Raw genomic sequence first — 21016 nt, forward strand, 5'->3', positions numbered from 1 at the left:
CACCTACGGCAACTCGTTACAATGGGGAAGGTTCTACTGCGACGTTGGTGACTGCCAATAATGTTTTATGATCTATGCCTTTTAAGTAAGGGAACCTAATTATCCTGGTGGCAGTAGACCGGGCTTGTACCCGGAAACTTTAAACCAGTGGTTAAGGTACCCACCTGGAGTTTTCCAGGTCAAAAACTGAGGTAAGACGGCGTTGTGGGGAACCCTCATCATGTCATTGCGAGTGTTCTATTCCCTTGTCTAGGTCAGGCGAGGGAGTTTTTGTTTGAGAGTTTTAAGTTCTCAGGTTTGAGTTCTCAGGTTTGAGTTGAGGACAGCAAGGATAACGGAGTTGGCGGCTTGGTTCACTACTCAAGCCGTAGTGTTTATTTGCACTCCATTCACTGCTTAAAGGCAGCTCAACCAAAACCCTAACTCAAACTTAAAGCTTAAAACTCCCGAAGCTTCCTCTTTGCAAATCTCAACAATTTTAGATACAATTGACTGCAATAAGCGTAGTCGTTATGAGTTTACTTAGACCTATGACAAACCCAGCGGTAGAAAATCTGGTCATCATTGGTTCTGGTCCGGCGGGTTACACGGCTGCAATCTATGCGGCCAGAGCAAATTTGAAGCCTTTTGTGTTTGAAGGGTTCCAAGCAGGTGGCCTACCGGGTGGGCAGTTGATGACCACAACTGAGGTGGAAAATTTCCCCGGTTTTCCAGATGGAATTATGGGACCTGAGTTGATGGATCGAATGAAGGCTCAGGCGTTGCGCTGGGGGGCTGAACTTGTGACCGAAGATGTCACCTCGGTAGATTTCAGCCAGCGTCCGTTTGTGATTCGCTCTGAAGAACGGGAAGTGCGGGCGCATAGCGTAATCATTGCCACCGGCGCAACAGCAAAGCGGCTTGGTTTACCTTGCGAAAACCAGTTTTGGAGTCGCGGTATTTCGGCCTGTGCGATTTGTGATGGCGCTACGCCCATTTTCCGAGGCGCTGAGATTGTGGTGATTGGCGGCGGTGACTCGGCGGCTGAGGAAGCGGTGTATCTAACCAAATACGGCGATCATGTCCACCTGCTGGTGCGGGGTGACAGAATGCGAGCCAGTAAAGCCATGCAGGACCGGGTGTTGAAGAATCCTAGAATCACCGTGCACTGGGACACGGAAGCGCTGGATGTATACGGCGAAGAGGGCTGGATGCAGGGCGTCAAGGTCCGCAACAACAAAACTCAGGAAGAAAGCCAAATTCCGGCAAAGGGCTTGTTCTATGCAATTGGCCATACGCCAAATACAAGCCTATTTAAGGGCCAGATCGAGCTAGATGATGTGGGCTATATCGTTACCCGCAACGGTGTAGAAACTAATATCGAAGGGGTCTATGCCGCCGGGGATGTGCAGGATCACGAGTTTCGTCAGGGTATCACGGCAGCTGGATCGGGCTGTATGGCGGCAATGCTGGCTGAGCGGTGGTTGGCGATCAACGAACTCGCGCAAGAGTTTCATCAAACCAACTCTGAAAAACCAGCGGCTGAACCAACTCCCCACAAAACCGAAGCGGAAGAAGCGGCAGAGTTTGATATTGCCCGCACCCGTCATGTGGGCGGCTACGCGCTGCGCAAGCTCTACCACGAAAGCGATCGTCTGATCATGGTGAAGTATGCCTCGCCTACCTGCGGCCCTTGCCATACGCTGAAGCCAATTCTCAGCAAGATTGTGGATGAGTTTGATGGCCAAATCCACTATGTGGAAATCGACATTGAACAGGATCCCGATATCGCTGAATCGGCAGGCGTGGTTGGCACTCCCACGATACAGTTCTTTAAAGACAAAGGGCTGGTGGGCGAAATGAAGGGCGTTAAGCCGAAGAGCCAATACCGCGAAATGATCGAGAAGCATCTGACGGCTGTTGCGGTCTAGATTGAATGATTTAATTTCGCTATCAACTTTTCGCTGACTAATCAGAGACTGGGGGCATGGCAAACCATGTCCTTTTTTTTCAAGGCTTGTTCTATTGATTTGGTCTTCCATCCAACATCCCAAGCGCGGCAATGGTTTTGTGGTTGGGCACACTTGAATCAACATCTCAGTCGAGCAGAAGCGCAGTAACCATGCAACAGCCTATCAAGGCCATCATCGCGGTGCTATTTCTCTCATCCAACCCAACTGTATTGCTCCAAACTGTAAATCCTTGGCAGGTAGCTGCTGATCAAACCAGGTGGATCCAGGCACAAGCATCTATTTTGGCTGGAGAGCCGATTGAAGAAGAGTACACGACTCGTTTACTTGACCTATCGGGTCGGGAAGTCGCTCGGTTTGCGGGAAAGTTTGACCAATTTAGCCCAGATGGAGCGCGATTATTAACGGCAAGTTCTAAGATTCAGGTGGCTTACCTGTTTGATCGCTCTGGTAGAAAACTTTTGCAATTTAACCGCAACATAGCAGAATTTAGTCCAGACGGGCGGCTATTAGCCGTAGTGGATGGCGGCACCAACTATTTGTATGACGCATCGGGACGAGAACTTGCTCAGCTACCTGGCCGCTTTCTTGGAGCACCTATATTCAGTCCAGATAGTCAGCGGATCGTGAGTTTTGCTGAGGATAGCACCTATTTATTAAATGCTGCGGGCCAGCAAATTGCTCAGATTCAAGGACCGTTTCGCAAGGTTTTGTTGGGGAATGGCTTTAGTCCAGACTCTCAGCAGTTCGTGATGTGCCAGAGACTTGAGCCTTGCTTCTTGTTTAACGCATCAGGGCAACTGCTTACTCAGTTAGAAGGAGAATTTATCGGGTTTAGTCCAGATGGGCAGAAATTGATTACATCAGACGGCGATTCAAATAATCCAATTCTGAATCTATACAATCGCTCAGGTCAAAAGATTGCTCAACTACCAGGAGCTTATTCGATTTTTAGCCCAGTTTTTAGTCCAGATGGGCAACTGTTCTTGGTAAGCAATGAAATAGTTGGAGATACCAGCTACTTGTACAATTCATCCGGTGAAGCAGTTGCTCAACTGCGAGGAGCAGATGGGAAATTCAGCTCTAGTGGCAAGTTTTTAGTCACTGTGTCCAACAAAACTGTCTATTTGTACAACATTGCGGGAAATGAAATCGCTCAGGTACCAGGAGAACAGGCGGCCTTTCTTCCAGGTAGCGAAACGTTTGTGACATTTATTTGGAGAGTGGGTGGAATTCAATCATTTGTCTCATTGGGTGGGGAGAGCCGATTGTTTGAGTCGGCTACTGGGAGCCTGGTTCTACTGCAAGGAGAGCTGAATTCGCTTGAGGTGATGCTGTTTGGTACGGACATAATCCCTTCCACTTTATCCAACGGACCTTACAAAATCGAACTCTCCTTTGTCAGTTCAGATGGGCAGTGTTTAGTCACGACTGATTCTGAGGCCAGTTATCTTTATGATGCAGCGGGCAATCAGCTAGCTCAATTGCCAGGAGTTTTCCAGAAATTCAGTCCCAATGGGCAGTATTTTGTGACTACGATTGACGATACGATCTATTTGTTTGATCGCTCAGGCACTAAACGCTTGGAAATTGCAGGAGAATTCAGAAGTTTTAGTCCCGATGGTCAACATTTGGTGATTACGACCCAAAATTCTGTTCATTGAACGCGGTTGATTTGGGCATAGAGCGGGTCTTTTCGAGCAGAGCGCCAATGCAATACTCCGTCTTCATAAAGCAGCAACGATTTCAGCTCAGTTTGGTTGCAACGTTACTCAGCAGCCCTGTTCTCAGCAGCATGGCTCCAGTTTTGGCCTTGCCGCCGCCGCAGGATCAGCCTGAAGAGGTGTTGCGGACCGAAATTATTCTAGAAGCCCGCTCACCAATTGATGGGGAACCAATGACGGCTGCCGAATATGCTGAGCTACAGGCCCAGCTCGAAGCCGAAGCCCGCCAAGTGGGCGTGGTGCCGCCCCGGTTTCGGGAGATTGTTACCCTATTGCGGATTCGCAAAGTGCTGCGGACTATTCTGCCATTTCTGCCTTAGCCGACTCCAAGTCTGGTTTGGCCGACTCTAAGGAATGGGGCAGTAAGGGATCGGGCAGAGTGTCGGTTAAAAACTGATCGGAACGAGACGACATGCCAAATTCAGACAGTTGAATTTTCACAGACGGCATTCCATCCGGATACGGCAAAGACTCCAGCGCTGCCAACTGAGCCTCTGTGAGATGACGCTGCACCATGTCGCGGGTTCTGGCAATGCTCTCTGCCAAGGCAATGCCTTCTTGGGTCAAGAGTCCAATCACCTGCTGAGGCTGATCGCGCCGCACCACCGGCACCTGCTGCAAGCCACGAGTTGTCATGCGGTTGACGGCTTCACTCAATAGCTCATCCGGATAGGCATGAACTAGCTTGGTCGTGCAGAGGGTCTTAATTGGCTGCTGAAGCAGCGCCTGCGCTTCTGAATCAGACTTGGCTCGCCGGAGGGTTCGGTTCACATCTTGCAGGGTCAGAATCCCAATCAACTGCCCAGTTTCATCGAGGACTAAAGCGCCGTGAACGCGGTGCACCATCAGGTATTGACTCGCGGTCAGCAGCGCCAAGTTACCCACTAAAGTTAGCGGGACGGTCTGCATTGCTTCGGCTACGACCACGGTTGATGTCGGCACTTCCTCGGTGCTGATTGCTTCCACTTCCGGCTGGGGCGAATTGTCGATCACAATTTGCGGATGCAGGTATTCCACTAACCAGATGCTCAACCCCACCGCCGCCATCAGGGGCAAAACAATGCGGTAGTCGTGCGTCAGCTCAAACAGCAGCAAAATGGCCGTCAAGGGCGCACGCACACTTCCGGCTAGGACAGCGGCCATTCCTACCATCGCGTAGGCGGGCGGAGAGGCCATGTAGTTGTGCAGCATCGGCAGTGCCAGTGCCAGTACCTTGCCATAGACCGAACCCAGCGAAGCGCCCAGAAACAGGGCTGGAGCAAACACCCCGCCCACAAAGCCACTGCCAAAGCTAATTGCCGTCATGATCAGCTTGACCACCAGTAGCGCAATCACGAGCTGGAGCGGAAACTGCACATCTTGCAGCATTGACTCCACCGTTTCGTAGCCTACCCCCAAAATTTGAGGTAACTTCAGCGCCACCAGGCCCAGACAAACCCCACCAATCACCGGATGGAGCGGCTGCGGGATTTGGCCTAACCACTGCAAACCAGCTACCTTGCCCTGAAAGCAGAGCTGGGACAACCGCAAGGCTCGCACGTACAGCAGTGATACCAGACTAGCCAGCAGGCCCAAACCCACATATAGCGGCAGTTCCATCAGGCTCCGCACTTCATAAGCAGGCAGTGCAAACGCTGGTTGAGACCCCAAGCCAATTTGGGCAATCCAGGCCGATACCACAGCCGCCAACAGCACCACGCTTGCCGTAGAAGCCACGAAGGTAGTGCCCAAAATCACTTCCAGCGCAAAAAACACGCCCGCAATCGGAGCATTGAACCCCGCTGCCAAGCCTGCCGCCGCTCCTGCACTCAGCAATAGCTTGCGCCGCTCTTGCGATACCTTAAGCACCTGCCCCAGCAATAGACTAAAATAGGCGCCAATTTCCACACTTGGCCCCTCGGGGCCTAGCGACGCCCCACTGCCCAACGAGATCGATGCCGTCACCATTTTGGTTACCGGATTGAGCAGCAGCACGTCCCGACTGCCCTGCACCACTTCAATTAAAGTTGTTAATCCGGGGCCAAAGTCCTTGATCCACCACCGCAACAGTCCAATGACCAGTCCCCCCAGTAGCGGAATCAGCGCTAGCGTCCAATGGCCCCAAGTGGAAAAAAAGCTCGAAACCTCGCCAAACATTAACCCATGTATCAGGTGAATCAGCGAGCGAAACAGCACCACCCCCACCCCCGCGCCCACTCCCACCAGCACGGCCAGCAACAGCACTAGGGTTTCCGGTGTTGGCTGTACCTGGGTTAAAAACGCATTCAGACGGGTCGGTAAATTGTCCGACGTTACCCCTGACGGTGCCCCTGACATTGATGCTGCTGACGGTTCAGCGTAAGTACTTCCCTGATGGTGCGAGGGCGGTTGCATGGTGGATAGAAGGCAGTGGAATTAAGTTTTAAGCAGCAAGGGGAGAATGACGCTACAAGACAGGACACGCCCTCAAGCAACGGCTAACTATAGCCAAAGAACCATAGCCAAAGTGACAATGGCTAGATGACTGCCCTCAGCCCATCTTGTTGGAATCCTACCCAATTCTATTGTGCGGGATACAGCCCTGAATGAGCCGAGAAATTAAGAGGTTTGGCAGAAATTCTCTCAGCAGCAATCCCTGGGTTGCTCCTGTAGGCTAGGGCGTTTCTGTGTTACCCTAGGAGGGTTGTCAAAATCTCCGCACATCCAGGATTTCGGGTGCTTTTGAATAGTTTTGAATTTTGAGTGTTGAGTTTTGAATTAATACAGCCTGACTAATTCACTTCAAAACTCAAAACTGAGAACTCAAAACTAATAGCAAAGTACGCCTGGGTGGAGGATTAACCCGAAAGGAGCTTAAAAGCATATGCCAGTTGTTTCGTTGGCTCAATTGTTAGAGTCGGGCGTCCATTTTGGGCACCAGACGCGCCGTTGGAATCCCAAGATGGCCCCATACATTTATACGGCTCGCAACGGGGTTCACATTATTGACCTGGTGCAGACGGCCCAGCTGATGGAAGAAGCCTATGCCTATCTGCGCAATGCATCCGAGCAAGGCAAGCGCGTTTTGTTTGTGGGCACCAAGCGGCAGGCCGCAGGCATTATCGCTCAAGAGGCCCAGCGCTGCGGTTCGTTCTATGTCAACCAGCGTTGGCTAGGCGGCATGCTGACCAACTGGGCGACGATCAAAACTCGTGTGGACCGGTTGAAGGAGTTGGAGCGACGCCAGGAGACCGGAGCGCTGGATCTGCTGCCCAAGAAAGAAGCGGCGATGCTGCGACGGGAGTTAGAGAAGCTGCAAAAGTACCTGGGTGGTATTCGCGGCATGCGCAAGGTGCCTGACATTGTGATCATCGTCGATCAGCGGCGGGAGTACAACGCGGTGCAAGAATGCCAGAAGCTGAATATTCCGATCGTCTCTTTGCTGGACACTAACTGTGATCCTGATACGGTTGATATTCCAATTCCGGCCAACGATGATGCGATCCGCTCGATTAAACTAATTGTGGGACGGTTGGCAGATGCGATCTACGAAGGTCGCCACGGCCAGCTCGACGCGGAAGACGACTATGAAGAGTACGAAGAGGTCGCCGAAGAAGAATTCGAGTACGACGAAAGCGAATTTAGCGAAGATGACGAAGAGACGGAAGAATAGGCTTAATTAGTTTTGAGTTTTGAGTTTTAAGTTTTGAGTTGGTTGAAATGGGTTTCCTGATTCATCAACTCAACACTCGATACTCAGGACTCAAAAAGTGTCTTCCTCGTCCTCAAGTTTGAATCTTTCACCCTCCAACTCAACACTCAAAACTTAGAACTTAGAACTTGGAACTATGGCGGATATACCAGCGAAGCTAGTGAAGGAACTGCGGGACAAAACCAACGCAGGATTTGCCGATTGTAAGAAAGCGCTTGAAGCAACCGACGGAGACATTGAGAAAGCTGTTGAATGGCTACGCCAAAAGGGAATTACCTCCGCCGAGAAAAAAGCTGGAAAAATTACGGCTGAAGGCTTGGTGGGTAGCTATATCCACACGGGCGGACGGGTCGGTGTTCTGGTAGAAGTTAACTGCCAGACTGACTTTGTGGCACGCAACGAAGCTTTCCAAGCGCTCGTCAAAGACATCGCTATGCAGATTGCAGCCTGCCCGAATGTGGAATATGTCACAGTAGATGATATTCCACCCGATGTGGTTGAAAAAGAGAAAGCGATCGAAATGGGCCGGGATGACTTGGGCAACAAGCCCGACAATGTTCGGGAGAAAATTGTCGCAGGTCGGATCGAGAAGCGCCTGAAGGAGCTTTCGCTGCTAGAGCAACCCTACATCAAAGACCAAAGCATTACCGTTGCCGATCTGGTGAAGCAACGGATTGCCAGCCTGGGTGAAAACATCCGGGTACGCCGCTTTGTTCGCTTTGTCATGGGTGAGGGCATTGAGAAGGAAGAGAGCGATTTTGCTGCTGAGGTGACGGCCCAAATGGGTGTAGCGGAAGCGCCTGCCGCCGCTGCATCGACTGAAGCTGCTGCTCCAGCTGAAGCACCGGCATCAGAAGCTGAGCCGGCAGCTGAGTCGGCTCCAGTCGAAGATAAAGCTCCAGCCGCCCCGGCTCCGAAAGAAGCTACGGCCAAAGGTAAATCTGACAAGAAGAAGAAAAAGAAATAGAAATAGCCGCACTTCGCTCAACTAGGCTAATGGGTTAGTAATGGGTAATGGATGATTGGCAGGCAACCTCTGACCGATGATCTGTTACCCATTCTTACTATCGCCAGGTTCGTACAATAGATCCGAAGATAGGAAAAGGTTGATATGGTCCGAGCAGTAGAACAAATTGAGCGGGAACTTGCTGCTTTAGATCAAACAGTAGCGGCAATAGCCCAGGCGTTTCATACTACCTATCAGCAGTATCTGGCGGCCCTTGGCAAAGCCACGCGGCAACAGTTGGTTTTGGCTGGCTATCACATTTGCACCCATGCCTATCCAGACCAGTTCCTAGAACTTTCGCTTAATCAACGGCAGGAGTTACAGCAGACGCTGCAACAGCTAGCCAAGCAGGGGCAAACCGAATTGTTGGAGTGCTTGAAACCGATTACTGCAGGCCCAAACTCAGAAGGTATTTCAGAGGCATCAGATGTGGACAGTGCCCTTGTGGAAACTATTTTTGAGGAAAGCGAGGGCACTATTAGTCAGCTCAGTATAGGGTCTGATAGTTTGCAGCTAGAGATAACAGAAACCGCTGAATCAGAAACCGCTGAATCAGAAACCGTCGAATCGGAACCAACCGTGGCTCCATCGCCATCCTCAGAATCTCAGACTCAAGCTGACCATTGGCCTCAAAACGAAGCGAACTCCATTGTTTCAGCAGATGCTCCACCCGATGTTGAGATTGAAGAACCAATCGACAAACCAATTGAAAGACCAATTGAAGGACCAGTAGACGCACAAAGCGACGCCAGCCTGGTACACCCTGATGTTGGTATGGATCCAGATGCCAACAACGCTACTACGACGGACCAGGTCACTGATAGCGCAATCGATGGACCAATTGATGGACCAATTGATGATTCAAGCGACCGTTCAAGCGACCCTCCAACCCCAGACCAACGTGACCGCCCGCTGCATCCCAAAGATATTGCCCGTTGGCAGACGCGGATTGAAGCCCAAATTACTGAAATCTTGCAAAATCTATCCCACACGACTAATCGGGTGTTACAGCAGGCTGACATTCTGCCAAATCGCTTGCCAGAACCCGTTCTGGAAGTCGCAGCCAAGGCTGACTTATCGTCCGAAACGGCCAACAGCCCCCCCAATTTGCTCAATCTGCTAATTGAGGCCAGTAGTGAGGATGAAGACAAACCTGTAATGACACCAATTGTGGCGATTCGGCTGCGGCTGTCTGAAATTGAATTCAGCGATGCTGCAACGGCGGCTGTGCGCTCAAAGCTGCGTCAGCTAATGGGCCAACTGGTCAAACTAGAACGCGACTATCAGCGTAAGCAAAAGGAACGGGCCGTGGCTCAAGCCGAATCTGCTTGGCGAGCGAGCTGGTTTGAAGCGGCACCATAGCGGCACCATAGCGGCACTATACCGTTTTTGCCAATCTTCGTTAGGATCTTGCTTACCCTGAGGCGTGGCTCGCTGCCCTCTGGTGTTTCCAGATCTCTACTATGATCTCTCGTGATCTCTGATTTCTAGTCATGCTCGACTGGTTGCGACTTCAAAAAGCACTTTCCGTAGAGGCAGAACGTGGCTTCAATGATCTGATAGGCAGCCAGTACCGATTCAGTGAATTCCTCAACCTTAGCCTGAATCAGCCGCTGCCAACCCTACCGCGAACCGAGCGCCAACGCCTGAAGCAGATGGCCGACGAATTTTCTCGCTATGCCGACCTCAGCTTTGCCCAACGACAGCATCTGGTGGCTGAAACGCGCCGAGTCCTCTACAGCACACGTCGTTTGCTAGAAGAGCAGGCGGTTGGTCAGCAAGGGGGAGCAAAGGAGCAGGAGGATGGCAAAAACGAGGGCCAATCCTCTGCGCTGGAGAAGCGGCTGCGACCCAAAGTGACGCCTAAAACCACCGCTTTGATAGAAAAAAACAGCCGAGTCGCGGTCAAACTCGATCAGGCCGTCACCTATTTGCCGGGCATTGGAGCCAAAAATAGCGAAAAGCTGGCGAAGCTGGGCCTATACACCGTCCGGGATCTGCTCTACTACTATCCGCGCGACCATATCGATTATGCTCGTCAGGTGACGATTCGAGATCTGGTAGCTGGAGCCACCGTGACGATTGTGGCCAAGGTGAAACGCTGCACCTGCTTTCCCAGTTCCCGCAACAGCAAACTGACGATTTTTGAACTGTTAGTGCGAGACCACACCGGGCAAATTAAGCTGAGCCGGTTCTTTGCTGGCACTCGCTACCAAAATCGCGGTTGGCAAGAGCAACAGAAAAAGCTCTACCCAGTCGGAGCCGTGGTTGCCGCCTCTGGGTTAGTGAAGCAAGACAAGTATGGTGTCACCTTAGAAGAGGCGCAGATCGAAGTTATTGACCACTCGGATGCCTCGATTGATTCGCTGAAGGTGGGGCGAGTCGTGCCGGTGTACACCCTGACTGAAGGCGTAGGAGCCGATCTTGTCCGCAAGGCTGTGGTGGCGGCTCTACCAGCTGTGCAGCAAATCCAGGAGCCATTGCCAGAACCACTGCGGCAAAAATATACCCTTACCAACCTGCAAGACGCGATCGCCCATATCCACTTCCCGCCCGATTCAGCAGCGCTGGATGCGGCTCGGCGGCGGCTCGTGTTCGATGAGTTTTTCTACTTGCAGCTCGGTTTACTGAAGCGACGGATGGCCCAGCGGCAGGCCCAAACTAGCGCCACCTTAGCTCCTACCGGCGAGTTGATCGACCAGTTTTATCAAGTATTGCCCTTCCAGCTTACAGATGCCCAGCAGCGCGTAGTCAATGATATTCTGCACGACTTGCAGCAGCCAGTGCCGATGAATCGACTAGTGCAGGGTGATGTGGGGTCAGGTAAAACCGTGGTAGCAGTAATTGCAATTCTGGCTGCGATTCAGTCGGGTTATCAGGCGGCGCTGATGGCTCCTACAGAAGTGTTGGCCGAACAGCACTATCGCAAGCTGGTGAGCTGGTTTAATCTGCTGCATCTGCCGGTGGAGTTGCTGACTGGCTCGACTCGGATGGCCAAACGGCGGCAAATTTTGGGTCAGCTTCAAACCGGAGAACTGCCGCTGCTTGTGGGTACCCATGCCCTGATCGAAGATCCGGTTCAGTTCCAGAAGCTCGGTTTGGTGGTGATCGACGAACAGCATCGGTTTGGCGTGCAGCAGCGGGCGCGCTTACAGCAGAAAGGCGACTATCCCCATGTGCTGACCATGACCGCAACGCCAATTCCCCGCACGCTGGCCCTAACCCTGCATGGTGATTTGGATGTTAGCCAAATCGATGAACTGCCTCCCGGACGCCAGCCAATCCAAACCACGATGCTGACCGGACGCGACCGTTCCCATGCCTACGACCTGATCCGGCGCGAGGTCGCCCAAGGCCGGCAGGTGTATGTAGTGCTGCCGTTGGTGGAAGAATCGGAAAAACTAGACCTAAAATCAGCCATTGATGAATACCAGCATCTGCAAACGGATATTTTTCCTGACTTCCAAGTTGGATTACTGCATGGCCGCATGACCTCGGCGGAAAAAGATGACGCGATTACCCGATTTCGCGACAATGAAACCCAAATTCTGGTCTCTACTACCGTGGTGGAGGTGGGGGTGGATGTTCCCAACGCGACGGTGATGCTAATTGAGCATGCGGAACGGTTTGGCTTATCGCAGTTGCACCAGTTGCGGGGCCGAGTGGGGCGGGGTACTGCCCAATCATTCTGTTTGCTCATGAACCACTCAAAAGCTGAAACAGCCAAACAGCGACTGAAGGTACTCGAGCAATCGCAGGATGGTTTCTTTATTGCCGAAATGGATTTGCGCTTTCGTGGACCCGGTGAGGTGTTGGGCACGCGCCAGTCTGGTTTGCCCGATTTTGCCCTCGCCAGCCTCGTGGAGGATCAGGAGGTGCTGACCCTGGCTAGAGAAGCAGCCGAACGAGTCATCGAGCTGGATCCGACCCTCAGCAAATGGGTTCTAATGCAAAAAGAATTGGAGTACCGCTATCAAAAGCTAATGGGCGGCACCATTCTGACCTGACCCCAGTACTACCGATTACGAATCAATTCACGAACTAATCCAACGCCATACTATCGCCCAATCTGCCGCACCTTGCCATCAGTCTTGCCAGAGTGCAATTCCCCCCAGCAAGCCAGTGACGTTAGGCGTAATTTTGACGTTGGGGGGCAGCACAAAATCAATTCGCTTGGTGTTACCCCCGCCCAGGTAAAGATGGTCGTAGTTAAAAATGCGCTCTAATAGATCAATTGCCCTCTCCAAACGGCGATTCCAGCGCTTTTTGCCAACCGCATCCAGTGTGGCTCGCCCCAACTGCTGCTCGTAGGTTTCGCCTTTGCGGAAGGGGTGGTGGCCCAACTCCAGATTTGGAATCAGCTTTCCATTCAAGAACATGGCTGAGCCAATGCCTGTGCCCAGCGTCAAAACCAGCTCAACCCCATCGCCAGAAATTGCACCTAAACCCTGAATATCGGCATCATTGGCCACCCGCACCGGCTTTCCGAGCTGCTGTTCCAAAATCGCTCCCAAATCAAACCCCACCCAGTCGGGGTGAAGATTAACTGCCGTTTCGGTAATGCCTTTACGCACTACACCAGGGAATCCTACCGAAACTCGGTCAAAGGTCTTCCCGGCGGTTAAACCTTGAATCGCGTGGAGTACGGCATCTGGAGTTGGAATAGCTGGCGTCTCGACGCGGTCTCGTTCGGTGAGGGGATTGCCCTGGTCGTCAAGCACCATAACTTTGATGCCGCTCCCGCCAATGTCTACTGCTAACGTGTGCAACGGTTTGATTTCTCCCATGATCGAAGTGTGATTCAGATATAGACGGTCTATCCTGCGGGCATGCGGTCAGTCATCCTGGAGAACCAGTTTGAACCAGCATTTCAGCAAATGGATTCCAATCATATCGGATGCTGTTGGGAGAAGCGGCAAAATTTAAGCTGAATTAAGTAATCCTGCGCTAAAAATCTTTACGCAGGGTTTCTCCAGCTAAGCTCTGGTTTGCAGCCCTTCTTAGCAAACGCTGATAAATACTCACACCCCGCCAATTGAGGAAAACAACCGCTTGCTAGGAAGCAGTAGCACCAACTAGTGTGGGAGTTGACGCTGTGGGTTTGAGCTGCCCAATTGTCACTTGGTCAACATCTACATCCTTGACGCCTGCAACCTGCTTTACGACTTCAACCACCTGCTGCAGTTGAGCTGCACTGGTAACTTTGCCCAGCAGCGTGATCCGATTGCCATGCTGAATTATGCAAAGAGTTTTGATGTTTTGTACCTGCGGATGCTGATCAAGTGCCTGAGCCACCCGTTTGGCTAATCCCTGAGGATCATATTCTCCGTTCAACCCCACATACTCTAACGGATATGCCGGTTGAGATTCTTTGGGTTGTGGTAGCCAATCGGCTGGGTTGCTGACTGAATTTAGACTAAGGGCATAGCTGCTAACGGCGGCTTCGGGTTGGAAGCTGCTTTGATGCATTAAAGAAAAAACGCGCTGTAACCAACTCATGAAAGATTACCTCCTAATGCTCTCTCGATGAACGGTAGACAACTGAATTGTTAATCTTCGAGATTGTTAATTTGAGTGTTAATTTGAGGCAGATGCTAAATTCTTACTCTAATCCAAACATCGCCTCAGCCATACCGTGAGTCTTTTGCTCTAGACGTTAATTTGCTGTAAAAGTTTCAACAAATTTGATAGGGAACTGCTCCAAGAGCGAACAGATAAGTCTGGTGAATCAGAGACACTGAAGCAATTACTCATGTTAGTAGTCAAATCAGTGATTAAACTATGGCGAAAGTATTGATTATGGATCCAATCATAATTTGAACGATCAGATTTGAACTATGAGTCGAAGGGGATAAATTGCAATTCAAACAATTCGAACAATTCAAACTATGATGAATTGATAAGAGCTGTAGCATAAAAACTCTATAACATATCCATTAATCCCTTTTAATACCCTATTTTGCACCGAGAGTTGGTGATTATCGTTACGAAATTGTTACTAACCAGTAGATTTGGATGTGACAGTTTAACAAGACAGTTCAACAAGCTCAAAAAGGCTTAGTCGCTTGTATTTGGTCTATTACCAGGTAACGGTTTCAGCTAACTGCGGCTAATTGAACTATCCAATCTGACTGCTTTATTGTGGCGGCTTTGTTGAGAGCTAGCCTCCCACTAAAGCGAGAAATACCATACAGAAATACCATACAGAAAAACCGAAATAAAAAAAGAGGGAACGCCAAACAGCATCCCCCCGTATTGATCCCCTAAAGCTAAAGACTAATCTTTATAGATTCTGTTCAGCATTGTAACGACAAACCCACATGTTCACGGCTCCAACTCAAGGTAGATCTTCGCAGATTTAGTTGGTCAAGTCTGTTCCTGGGGTCATTGTAGACAAGCAGAACAGAGGGCAGAAATTTGAGGTTTAGCGAGCCTCGGTGCCCTGGTTTGGATCACCCTCAACGCGAGGATTATCGGTCCCAGGTGCATCGGGGGCTGACGATCTCACCTCTTCTGAAGCTCCCTGACCTGTGCGACGCAGAGCTGGCTCGAGGGGGGTTTGCTTGCCACCAGATGCCGTTGGAGTCGTTTTTCCAGCTTTGGCAGAGGGCGGCGCAACTTCTTCCAGTTCGCTCATCGCAAAGTTGTTGGTGTTGATGCCCGAATAGCTGACTTTGTTGAAGCGGACCACAACAGGATACTTGATGCCACTTTGGTCTACAGAAGCAACAACTCCCGTATCTTGGTACCAGTAGGACTCTTTCCGCAGGACTTTTACCGTAGAGCCGCGTTGAATCATAAATGCCTTCCTCTGTTTCTGGAAATGGTTTAGTGGAAATAATCTTATATTCTAGAACTACTCTGGTCCGGCACAGTATAAATCCTTCTTTAGGCGTATTTATATCTACAGACGTATTCTGAAAAACTTATCATAGCGAAATTCATTGTTGCATTGAGCGCTACAACATTGCTTAGTAGATTGAATCAAACGTTACAGATCTCTCACCTGAGCTAGAGGAACCAAAGGTCAGGAACCCGTTACTCTGAGGATGCATTCACAGCGCATTCTTTAACCGCTAGCGTTTTTGCGAAGAAATTCTTGATCGGGCCACAATTTTGGCGAGATTAACGTTGAAATAGATTTGATGGAGTATCTATATGAGCCATTCTGTTTTTGATCGAATCAGCAATTTGAAGCGTGTTCGATTGGGTCGCGTTGCTGTCGTTATTGCTGCTAGCTTCATCCTGATGTTGGGTACGGCATGTAATCCCAGTTCACCCAGTGTTTCTGGTACAGGTTCTTACCAGGAAGGCAGGCAGCCTCAGACTGAGCTTTATCGCACGATTCAACCCAATGAAGGTGGCATGAACACCTACAGCGATACAGACCCGAGATACAATACTAAAGGACTGAAATCCGAAATAAAGGCGCGAGTCGATCAGGCTGATCGCAATATTCAGAAAGTCAACAGCCCAGAAGAATTTGCTGAAGACTATCGCAAGGGTACGCCGCTAGGTGAGAGAGTTCGCAACATTACCGATAACGTTGGTCAAGCTGCTAAAGAAACCAGCGAAGATTTTGCTGAGGGAACTCAACGTGGAATGCGTAATTTGAAGCAAAACGTTAATAAGGCCGCTCAAGGTACCCAGGATACGATTGATGAGGCCCGCAGCAATGCCGCAGATTTTGGTAAGGACGCTTCCCGGACCACACAACGCACTGCTAATCAGCTCAAGGGCAACTTGGACAACGCTCGGCAAGATGTTGAGCAAAACGTAAATCAAATGAAGCGTGGCATGTCGTATGATGCTCGTCAAGCTGGCGATCGGATGAGCAGCAGTGTAGACGTTTCGGAAGGTAAACAGTCTACTCCTCGCCTCAACGCTGGTGATCTAATCGAGCGAGCTAAGGAAACCTTCAGCACTGCAACTCAAAATGTAGCTGACTAGTAAGTAGGTGGGGGCAATTATTGAGAAGATGCATTTCGACTCCGCTCAATGCGCAACGTTTCGGGAAGCAGAGGGTTGAGCGGAGTCGAGACCCGGCATTGTGGAGCGAAGATTAATTTAGCCTACCTACTTAGTCAACAGTTGAGTTAATTAACATGAATTGAATCTAGAAAAGGTGGGTTATGGACTGACCCGCCTTATTTGTTTAAGCCACATGCTTGAAGCTGGAGTCCTTGAGGTGGTACGAGGGCGACTACATGGGGAACAGGACGCGGCTCATAGCTCATTTGCGATTTACCTTGAAAAACCAGCGAAGCGCTAGCTCCAGAATCCAACATCACCGCCTCGCGCAATCCGGCTTGACTAAGCGCCATTCCCAGACTGACCGAATCCACATAATCGCCAGATACTCCTATAACCGGACGTCCTGCCTGATCAATGCCCCAGAAGGCGCGGTCGCGAGCGGCATCAAAATCAAATAAATTGCCGAAGCTTGCGGCTGACTGTGGTTCCCCATCTTTGACTAACCAGGCCGCTGCCACAAAGGCATCGGTCAATCCAGCCAGCTCGGCTTTTACGCCTGCTAGGGTATTATGCCGATTTGGGTCGAAGGGAATGTACTTTACCTGAGTTGGGTTAATCAGCACGAGAGGCCGGTTAGCAATGCGGCGAATTTCTTTGCTTTGTCCTGGTACAAACCGGCCTGTGTTTTGGCTGAAGACAGGACCCACCATCACGTTAGAATTGAGCGCTTCGAGCGAGAAAAAACCGCCATCAACGGCGGCCAGAGCGTTTGTCTTAGCGATAATTTCACCGACTTGGTAGCGACTGTCGGCATGAAGGGTCACAGGTCTACCTCCGGTTGCTAAAATCAGCGGCACCTGATCGATTGTGACTCGGTTCAGTTGAACAGCCGCATCAAAGCGGAAGGCATTTTCCGGCAGGGGCATCAGACCACCGTCTGCTTGCTCGATTACGGTTTCTAGCCTGCTCTGACCAATCCGTTCAATGCTCAGTAAAGAATCTGATGCGCCCGCAAACTGATCGATTTCGTCGTTCATCGTCAGAGCCGCTTCATAGCCGGCCAATCCGGCCCATTGCTGAACCCGTTTGTCGTATTTGCCTTCTGGATAGACAAAATAGTTGATCGGAATCCCCAACTCGGTTTCCAGAATTCGCTTGGACTCGACGATTTCCCAGCGCAGTTCCTGGTCTGATAGTTCCCGCAGGTCAGACGGATGGCTGACGCTGTGAGAGGCAATCGTCACCAGCGGATCTGCCGCCATTTGCCGTAGCTGCGACCAAGTCAAGCTAGAGCGTCCAATTTTTTTGCCGACTTTGTTGGTGTAGATACCAAACACAGCCGGATAATCATATTGTTTCAACAGTGTATAAACGTGAGTGTAGTGTCCCTCATAGCCATCGTCAAAACTCAGCAGAATCGGCTTAGGGGGAAGCGGCAGCCCGGTCCGTAGATGTGTGACTAACTGGTCGAGGCTGATCGGCGTTAAGCCATTTTTTTGAATCAACTGCAGGTCCGCTTCCAACTCTGGAGGCGTCACATCAAAGAACACCTGCTTAGTTGGCAAAATATCGTGATACATAATCACAGGAACTCTGGCTAATCTGGCCGCTGCATGAATACCAGGAAAGGCCGGAGCGGATGCCTGAACCGCAAGCACTGTTGCTAAGTCCGTTAGGGTCATGCCCGTTTGGTTCGTGGGTTGACTTGGGTGAGTTGAGCCATTCGAATTAGCCAGACTTGTCGGGTCGGAGGCAGTTGACGGGCGCGAATTGGGAATTGGGCCGGAATTGGAGCGAGTGGAGCGGTTGATTGAACGACTAGTTCTAGTATCGGGGCTACGACAAACGGCAGGCTTTGAATTGTTTGTATGATGGCCAGCGGTCGGCAGTGCTTGCTGTTCTGCCAGTTTTTCTACGGGCCTGACTGGCTTTTCGACTGACTTTTCTCTTTCGGCCTCCTCTCTTTCGACCTCCTCGATGGCTGATTCAGCAGCCAATGGCCTAGCTTCAGATGAGTTGAGTCGCAACTGCTGGGTTAGACTCCTGGCTAAGTCATGGCTCTGGAGCAAATTCTGCGATACCAGAGGAATAAGAGACTTCAACCAGGGCACAGCGGGTACCGCTAGAACCGTGACAAGCAAACTGAAACGAATCAAACGATAGGAGTTTGACCCAGGATAATCGAATTTTCCGAGCTTCCCACACCACGTCAACCGGAACCACTTCATGTTCGTTAGCTGGTTTAGCAGCAAAAACTTCCGCTGCTAGATTTAGCGGATTTTGAAGCACTTGTCAGGTGCTACAAACTACATTCCAGCTAATATTTTTGAAAATAGGCTAATTCAGCAAATTGGGGGCCAAGAACGCTCGCCCCCTGTATAAAAAAATTGGTTTGCTGATCTTATCCTACTCGTACCGATTTTGTAATACGTGGTCCTGTAACACGATGTGCTGATCGGAGTTACAGTCTACGCCTACTTACTCTTCATCGGGCTTGTTCACCTCTTTTGCCATTTCCCGGAAGGCGTTTGGATCGCCAGCTGAGGTGCTAGATTCCGACGAAACTTCTGCGGCAGCTTGGCTTCCTGCTTCAGTGCGGTCAATGTCAGCTACGTCGAACTGCTTTGAACGTTCATAGTCAGCAGAAACATCCACATTGGGTGCCTGTTCTTCCCCTTCCTTAATCTCTTCAACAAGCTGTTGAGCATCGTAGTTGGCGGTGGTTACATCACCGGTGGTATTTACGTCTGACATCATGGCCTCCTATCGCCTGTTGGCTACATCAATAAGTTGTAATCGACACAATCTTATGCGGCCTGTTCCGCTTCTTCTATCGCCCTCAAGAGAGATTCCCGCTCGATAAACAGTTGGAGTTTTTAGGTGTCAAACGCTAGAGAAACTCTGCCCCTGGAATGGTTTTCTGCAAAAAACAATTTGATTAACTGTGAAGGCAAACGGTGATTAGTCAGGAGAATTAGCGATGACTTTAGCAGATGATTCCACTTCAGAATTACTCACAGGCGATACTCAAAAGTTATTCGAATCTTACAACAAGCTAGGTACTGACGACAAACTAACGTTACTTTATCTGCTGTATGAGGCAATGGGAGACGAAATTACCCCTGCTGCACCCACTGCCGCCGATCCAAATTTGGCTCCCGTACTGCTAGGTGATTTCTATTCTCTTCCTCAGGATGAGCAGCTTGCCGTGATGCGTCAAATCGTAAATGGGGAAGACACCGAGTACTCCCGCGCTTATGGTGCCCTGACGCCCAATAACCAGCTTCTTGTCTGGTATGCCTGGGCACAGGGAATGGGGGATACGGTCGTAGATATGCCGTCTGATTATCAAACTCCGCAGGCTATTAATAATGTTCTGAATCAGATTGAGCAGCTAGAGTTTCAACAGCAAATTTCGATTCTGCGGGAAGTTGCTAATCAGATGGGTTATAGCGATGTCCAACCCATTCCATCCCAAGCCGAAACTGGTAAAACAGCTAGCTTGTAAATCCTGCTATCCAAATATAGCGATAGTCAGTTTGGTTAGGACATTTTTGTGGGGGCGCGGAGCGCCCCCACAAAAATGTCCGTGTCCTAACTTATGTGCTAAAGCTATAAAATTCACCAAACACTCTCAAAGACGTTCCACTACAGTAGCTGGACTATAGCGGTCGGCCTCTAATTGGAGCGTCTTTTGAATTGTGATCTTTAGTCTGATCTTTAGTCGCAAGTTGAAAGTGTGAATTGAATGATTAAACGATTGATTCACGCTGATTTCACAGTATCGTGCTCACGACTTAGCCTTGCAACAAGGACTGCCCACCATCGATCCAGATTTCTGTTCCGGTAATATGGCTGGCTGCATCTGACGCTAAAAATGCCACAAGCTGAGCCACCTGATCCGGGCTGCCCATTTGCCCTTCCGAAAGGGGAATCGCGCCTTCCGGAAACTCAACACGCGGGCGGATCTCGTCTAGATCATACTTGCGGGTTGTTTCAATAATGTTGGTGGCAATCGCGCCGGGACAAATCACATTGATACGGACATGATATTTCGCTAACTCTAGCGCTACCATTTTGGTAAAGGCAACTTGGGCTGCTTTGGAGCAGGCATAGGCAGTAGCCCCAGTGTTGCTAAACATGCGAGTGCCATTCACAGAAGATGTAACAATAATTGAACCACCTTGCTGCTTCAAATAGGGAACTGCATATTTTACAGTTAGAAAGGTACCCGTTAGATTAACATTCAGAACTGCATTCCAATCATCTAACTCTAGTTCGTCTACAGGTGCCCACACCCCATTAATTCCAGCATTTGCAAACACAATATCGAGCTTGCCCCATTTGTCTATCATATGCTCGACGGCTTGCTGCATGGCACCAGCTTGAGACACATCAGCCGCAATCGGAATTGCTCCACTCCACTGTTGTAGTTGGCTGGCAGCTTGTTCTAACCCTTCTGCATCAAGGTCGATGAGACCTACATTGGCTCCCTGCTGCGTGAACAGCTTGGCGGCTGCAAAACCAATCCCAGAGTTACCCCCTGTAATGAGTGCTACTTTTCCGGCTAGTTGCATAATGTCACTTTGCCTCCACCCACTTCGTTTCCATTTAAAGAGAAGCTCTAGCCAAGCAGAATCGCTCGCAGGAGAGAGGCCGCCAGTTTAGGAAGGCATTCTCTGGATAGAGATTG

General features: G+C 50.4%; 17 protein-coding genes and 1 other RNA gene. 10 read left to right on the forward strand and 8 right to left on the reverse strand.

The window, feature by feature from the left end:
• Positions 1-30 precede the first annotated feature (30 nt).
• From ssrS to HJG54_RS12480, 4 genes are all read left to right on the forward strand, one after another.
• A non-coding RNA gene (gene ssrS, locus HJG54_RS12465) (6S RNA) lies at positions 31-215 on the forward strand.
• A gap of 315 nt (positions 216-530) precedes the next feature.
• Positions 531-1910, forward strand: a complete 1380-nt coding sequence (gene trxB / locus HJG54_RS12470) for a thioredoxin-disulfide reductase (protein ID WP_316435292.1) — start codon at positions 531-533, stop codon at positions 1908-1910.
• A gap of 191 nt (positions 1911-2101) precedes the next feature.
• Positions 2102-3613, forward strand: coding sequence for a WD40 repeat domain-containing protein (locus HJG54_RS12475; RefSeq protein ID WP_316435293.1), 1512 nt, complete (start codon positions 2102-2104; stop codon positions 3611-3613).
• Positions 3614-3660: 47 nt separating this feature from the next.
• On the forward strand, positions 3661-3993 hold the full coding sequence (locus HJG54_RS12480) for a hypothetical protein (RefSeq protein ID WP_316435294.1): 333 nt from the start codon (positions 3661-3663) through the stop codon (positions 3991-3993).
• Here the strand turns inward: HJG54_RS12480 and HJG54_RS12485 are convergent.
• Positions 3971-5989 carry a chloride channel protein gene (locus HJG54_RS12485; protein WP_316435295.1) on the reverse strand — a complete coding sequence of 673 codons (2019 nt, stop codon included), beginning with the start codon at positions 5987-5989 and terminating at the stop codon, positions 3971-3973. The genes HJG54_RS12480 and HJG54_RS12485 overlap by 23 nt on opposite strands.
• Before the next feature lie 526 nt (positions 5990-6515).
• On the opposite strand from HJG54_RS12485, the gene rpsB reads away from it, so the two are divergent.
• The 4 genes from rpsB to recG all read left to right on the forward strand — a co-directional run bounded on the left by rpsB (position 6516) and on the right by recG (position 12356).
• Complete coding sequence (rpsB, locus tag HJG54_RS12490; RefSeq protein WP_316435296.1) at positions 6516-7304, forward strand: 30S ribosomal protein S2; 789 nt, start codon at positions 6516-6518, stop codon at positions 7302-7304.
• A 175-nt stretch (positions 7305-7479) separates the two neighbouring features.
• A complete protein-coding gene (gene tsf, locus HJG54_RS12495) occupies positions 7480-8310 on the forward strand; it encodes a translation elongation factor Ts (RefSeq protein WP_420717373.1) in 831 nt (276 codons plus the stop codon).
• 144 nt (positions 8311-8454) lie between these two features.
• Positions 8455-9711 carry a hypothetical protein gene (locus tag HJG54_RS12500; RefSeq protein ID WP_316435297.1) on the forward strand — a complete coding sequence of 419 codons (1257 nt, stop codon included), beginning with the start codon at positions 8455-8457 and terminating at the stop codon, positions 9709-9711.
• Between the two features lie 131 nt (positions 9712-9842).
• A complete protein-coding gene (recG, locus tag HJG54_RS12505) occupies positions 9843-12356 on the forward strand; it encodes an ATP-dependent DNA helicase RecG (protein WP_316435298.1) in 2514 nt (837 codons plus the stop codon).
• A 78-nt stretch (positions 12357-12434) separates the two neighbouring features.
• Here recG and HJG54_RS12510 read toward each other — a convergent pair whose 3' ends face one another.
• From HJG54_RS12510 to HJG54_RS12520, 3 genes are all read right to left on the reverse strand, one after another.
• Positions 12435-13136: an ROK family protein gene (locus HJG54_RS12510; RefSeq protein WP_316435299.1), complete on the reverse strand. Its 702-nt coding sequence runs from the start codon at positions 13134-13136 to the stop codon at positions 12435-12437.
• 268 nt (positions 13137-13404) lie between these two features.
• Positions 13405-13848, reverse strand: coding sequence for a BON domain-containing protein (locus HJG54_RS12515; RefSeq protein WP_316435300.1), 444 nt, complete (start codon positions 13846-13848; stop codon positions 13405-13407).
• A gap of 925 nt (positions 13849-14773) precedes the next feature.
• The gene (locus HJG54_RS12520; protein WP_316435301.1) at positions 14774-15148 is read right to left on the reverse strand and encodes a photosystem I reaction center subunit IV; all 375 of its coding nucleotides are present in this window, start codon (positions 15146-15148) and stop codon (positions 14774-14776) included.
• 359 nt (positions 15149-15507) lie between these two features.
• Here HJG54_RS12520 and HJG54_RS12525 point away from each other — a divergent pair, with 359 nt between their 5' ends.
• Entirely contained in the window at positions 15508-16299 is a 792-nt protein-coding gene (locus tag HJG54_RS12525; protein WP_316435302.1) for a hypothetical protein, read from the forward strand.
• 197 nt (positions 16300-16496) lie between these two features.
• Here HJG54_RS12525 and HJG54_RS12530 read toward each other — a convergent pair whose 3' ends face one another.
• From HJG54_RS12530 to HJG54_RS12540, 3 genes are all read right to left on the reverse strand, one after another.
• The gene (locus HJG54_RS12530) at positions 16497-18320 is read right to left on the reverse strand and encodes a polysaccharide deacetylase family protein (protein ID WP_316435303.1); all 1824 of its coding nucleotides are present in this window, start codon (positions 18318-18320) and stop codon (positions 16497-16499) included.
• A gap of 55 nt (positions 18321-18375) precedes the next feature.
• On the reverse strand, positions 18376-18612 hold the full coding sequence (locus HJG54_RS12535; RefSeq protein WP_316435304.1) for a hypothetical protein: 237 nt from the start codon (positions 18610-18612) through the stop codon (positions 18376-18378).
• 189 nt (positions 18613-18801) lie between these two features.
• Positions 18802-19080 (reverse strand): hypothetical protein, encoded by a 279-nt coding sequence (locus tag HJG54_RS12540; protein ID WP_158673079.1) that lies wholly within the window; start codon positions 19078-19080, stop codon positions 18802-18804.
• A 223-nt stretch (positions 19081-19303) separates the two neighbouring features.
• Here HJG54_RS12540 and HJG54_RS12545 point away from each other — a divergent pair, with 223 nt between their 5' ends.
• Positions 19304-19831: an orange carotenoid protein N-terminal domain-containing protein gene (locus tag HJG54_RS12545; RefSeq protein ID WP_316435306.1), complete on the forward strand. Its 528-nt coding sequence runs from the start codon at positions 19304-19306 to the stop codon at positions 19829-19831.
• A 289-nt stretch (positions 19832-20120) separates the two neighbouring features.
• Here the strand turns inward: HJG54_RS12545 and HJG54_RS12550 are convergent, their stop codons facing one another.
• Entirely contained in the window at positions 20121-20900 is a 780-nt protein-coding gene (locus tag HJG54_RS12550) for an SDR family oxidoreductase (protein ID WP_316435308.1), read from the reverse strand.
• Positions 20901-21016 lie beyond the last annotated feature (116 nt).

Origin of the sequence: Leptolyngbya sp. NK1-12, assembly GCF_032598965.1 — a bacterium.
Lineage (GTDB): Bacteria > Cyanobacteriota > Cyanobacteriia > Elainellales > Elainellaceae > Elainella.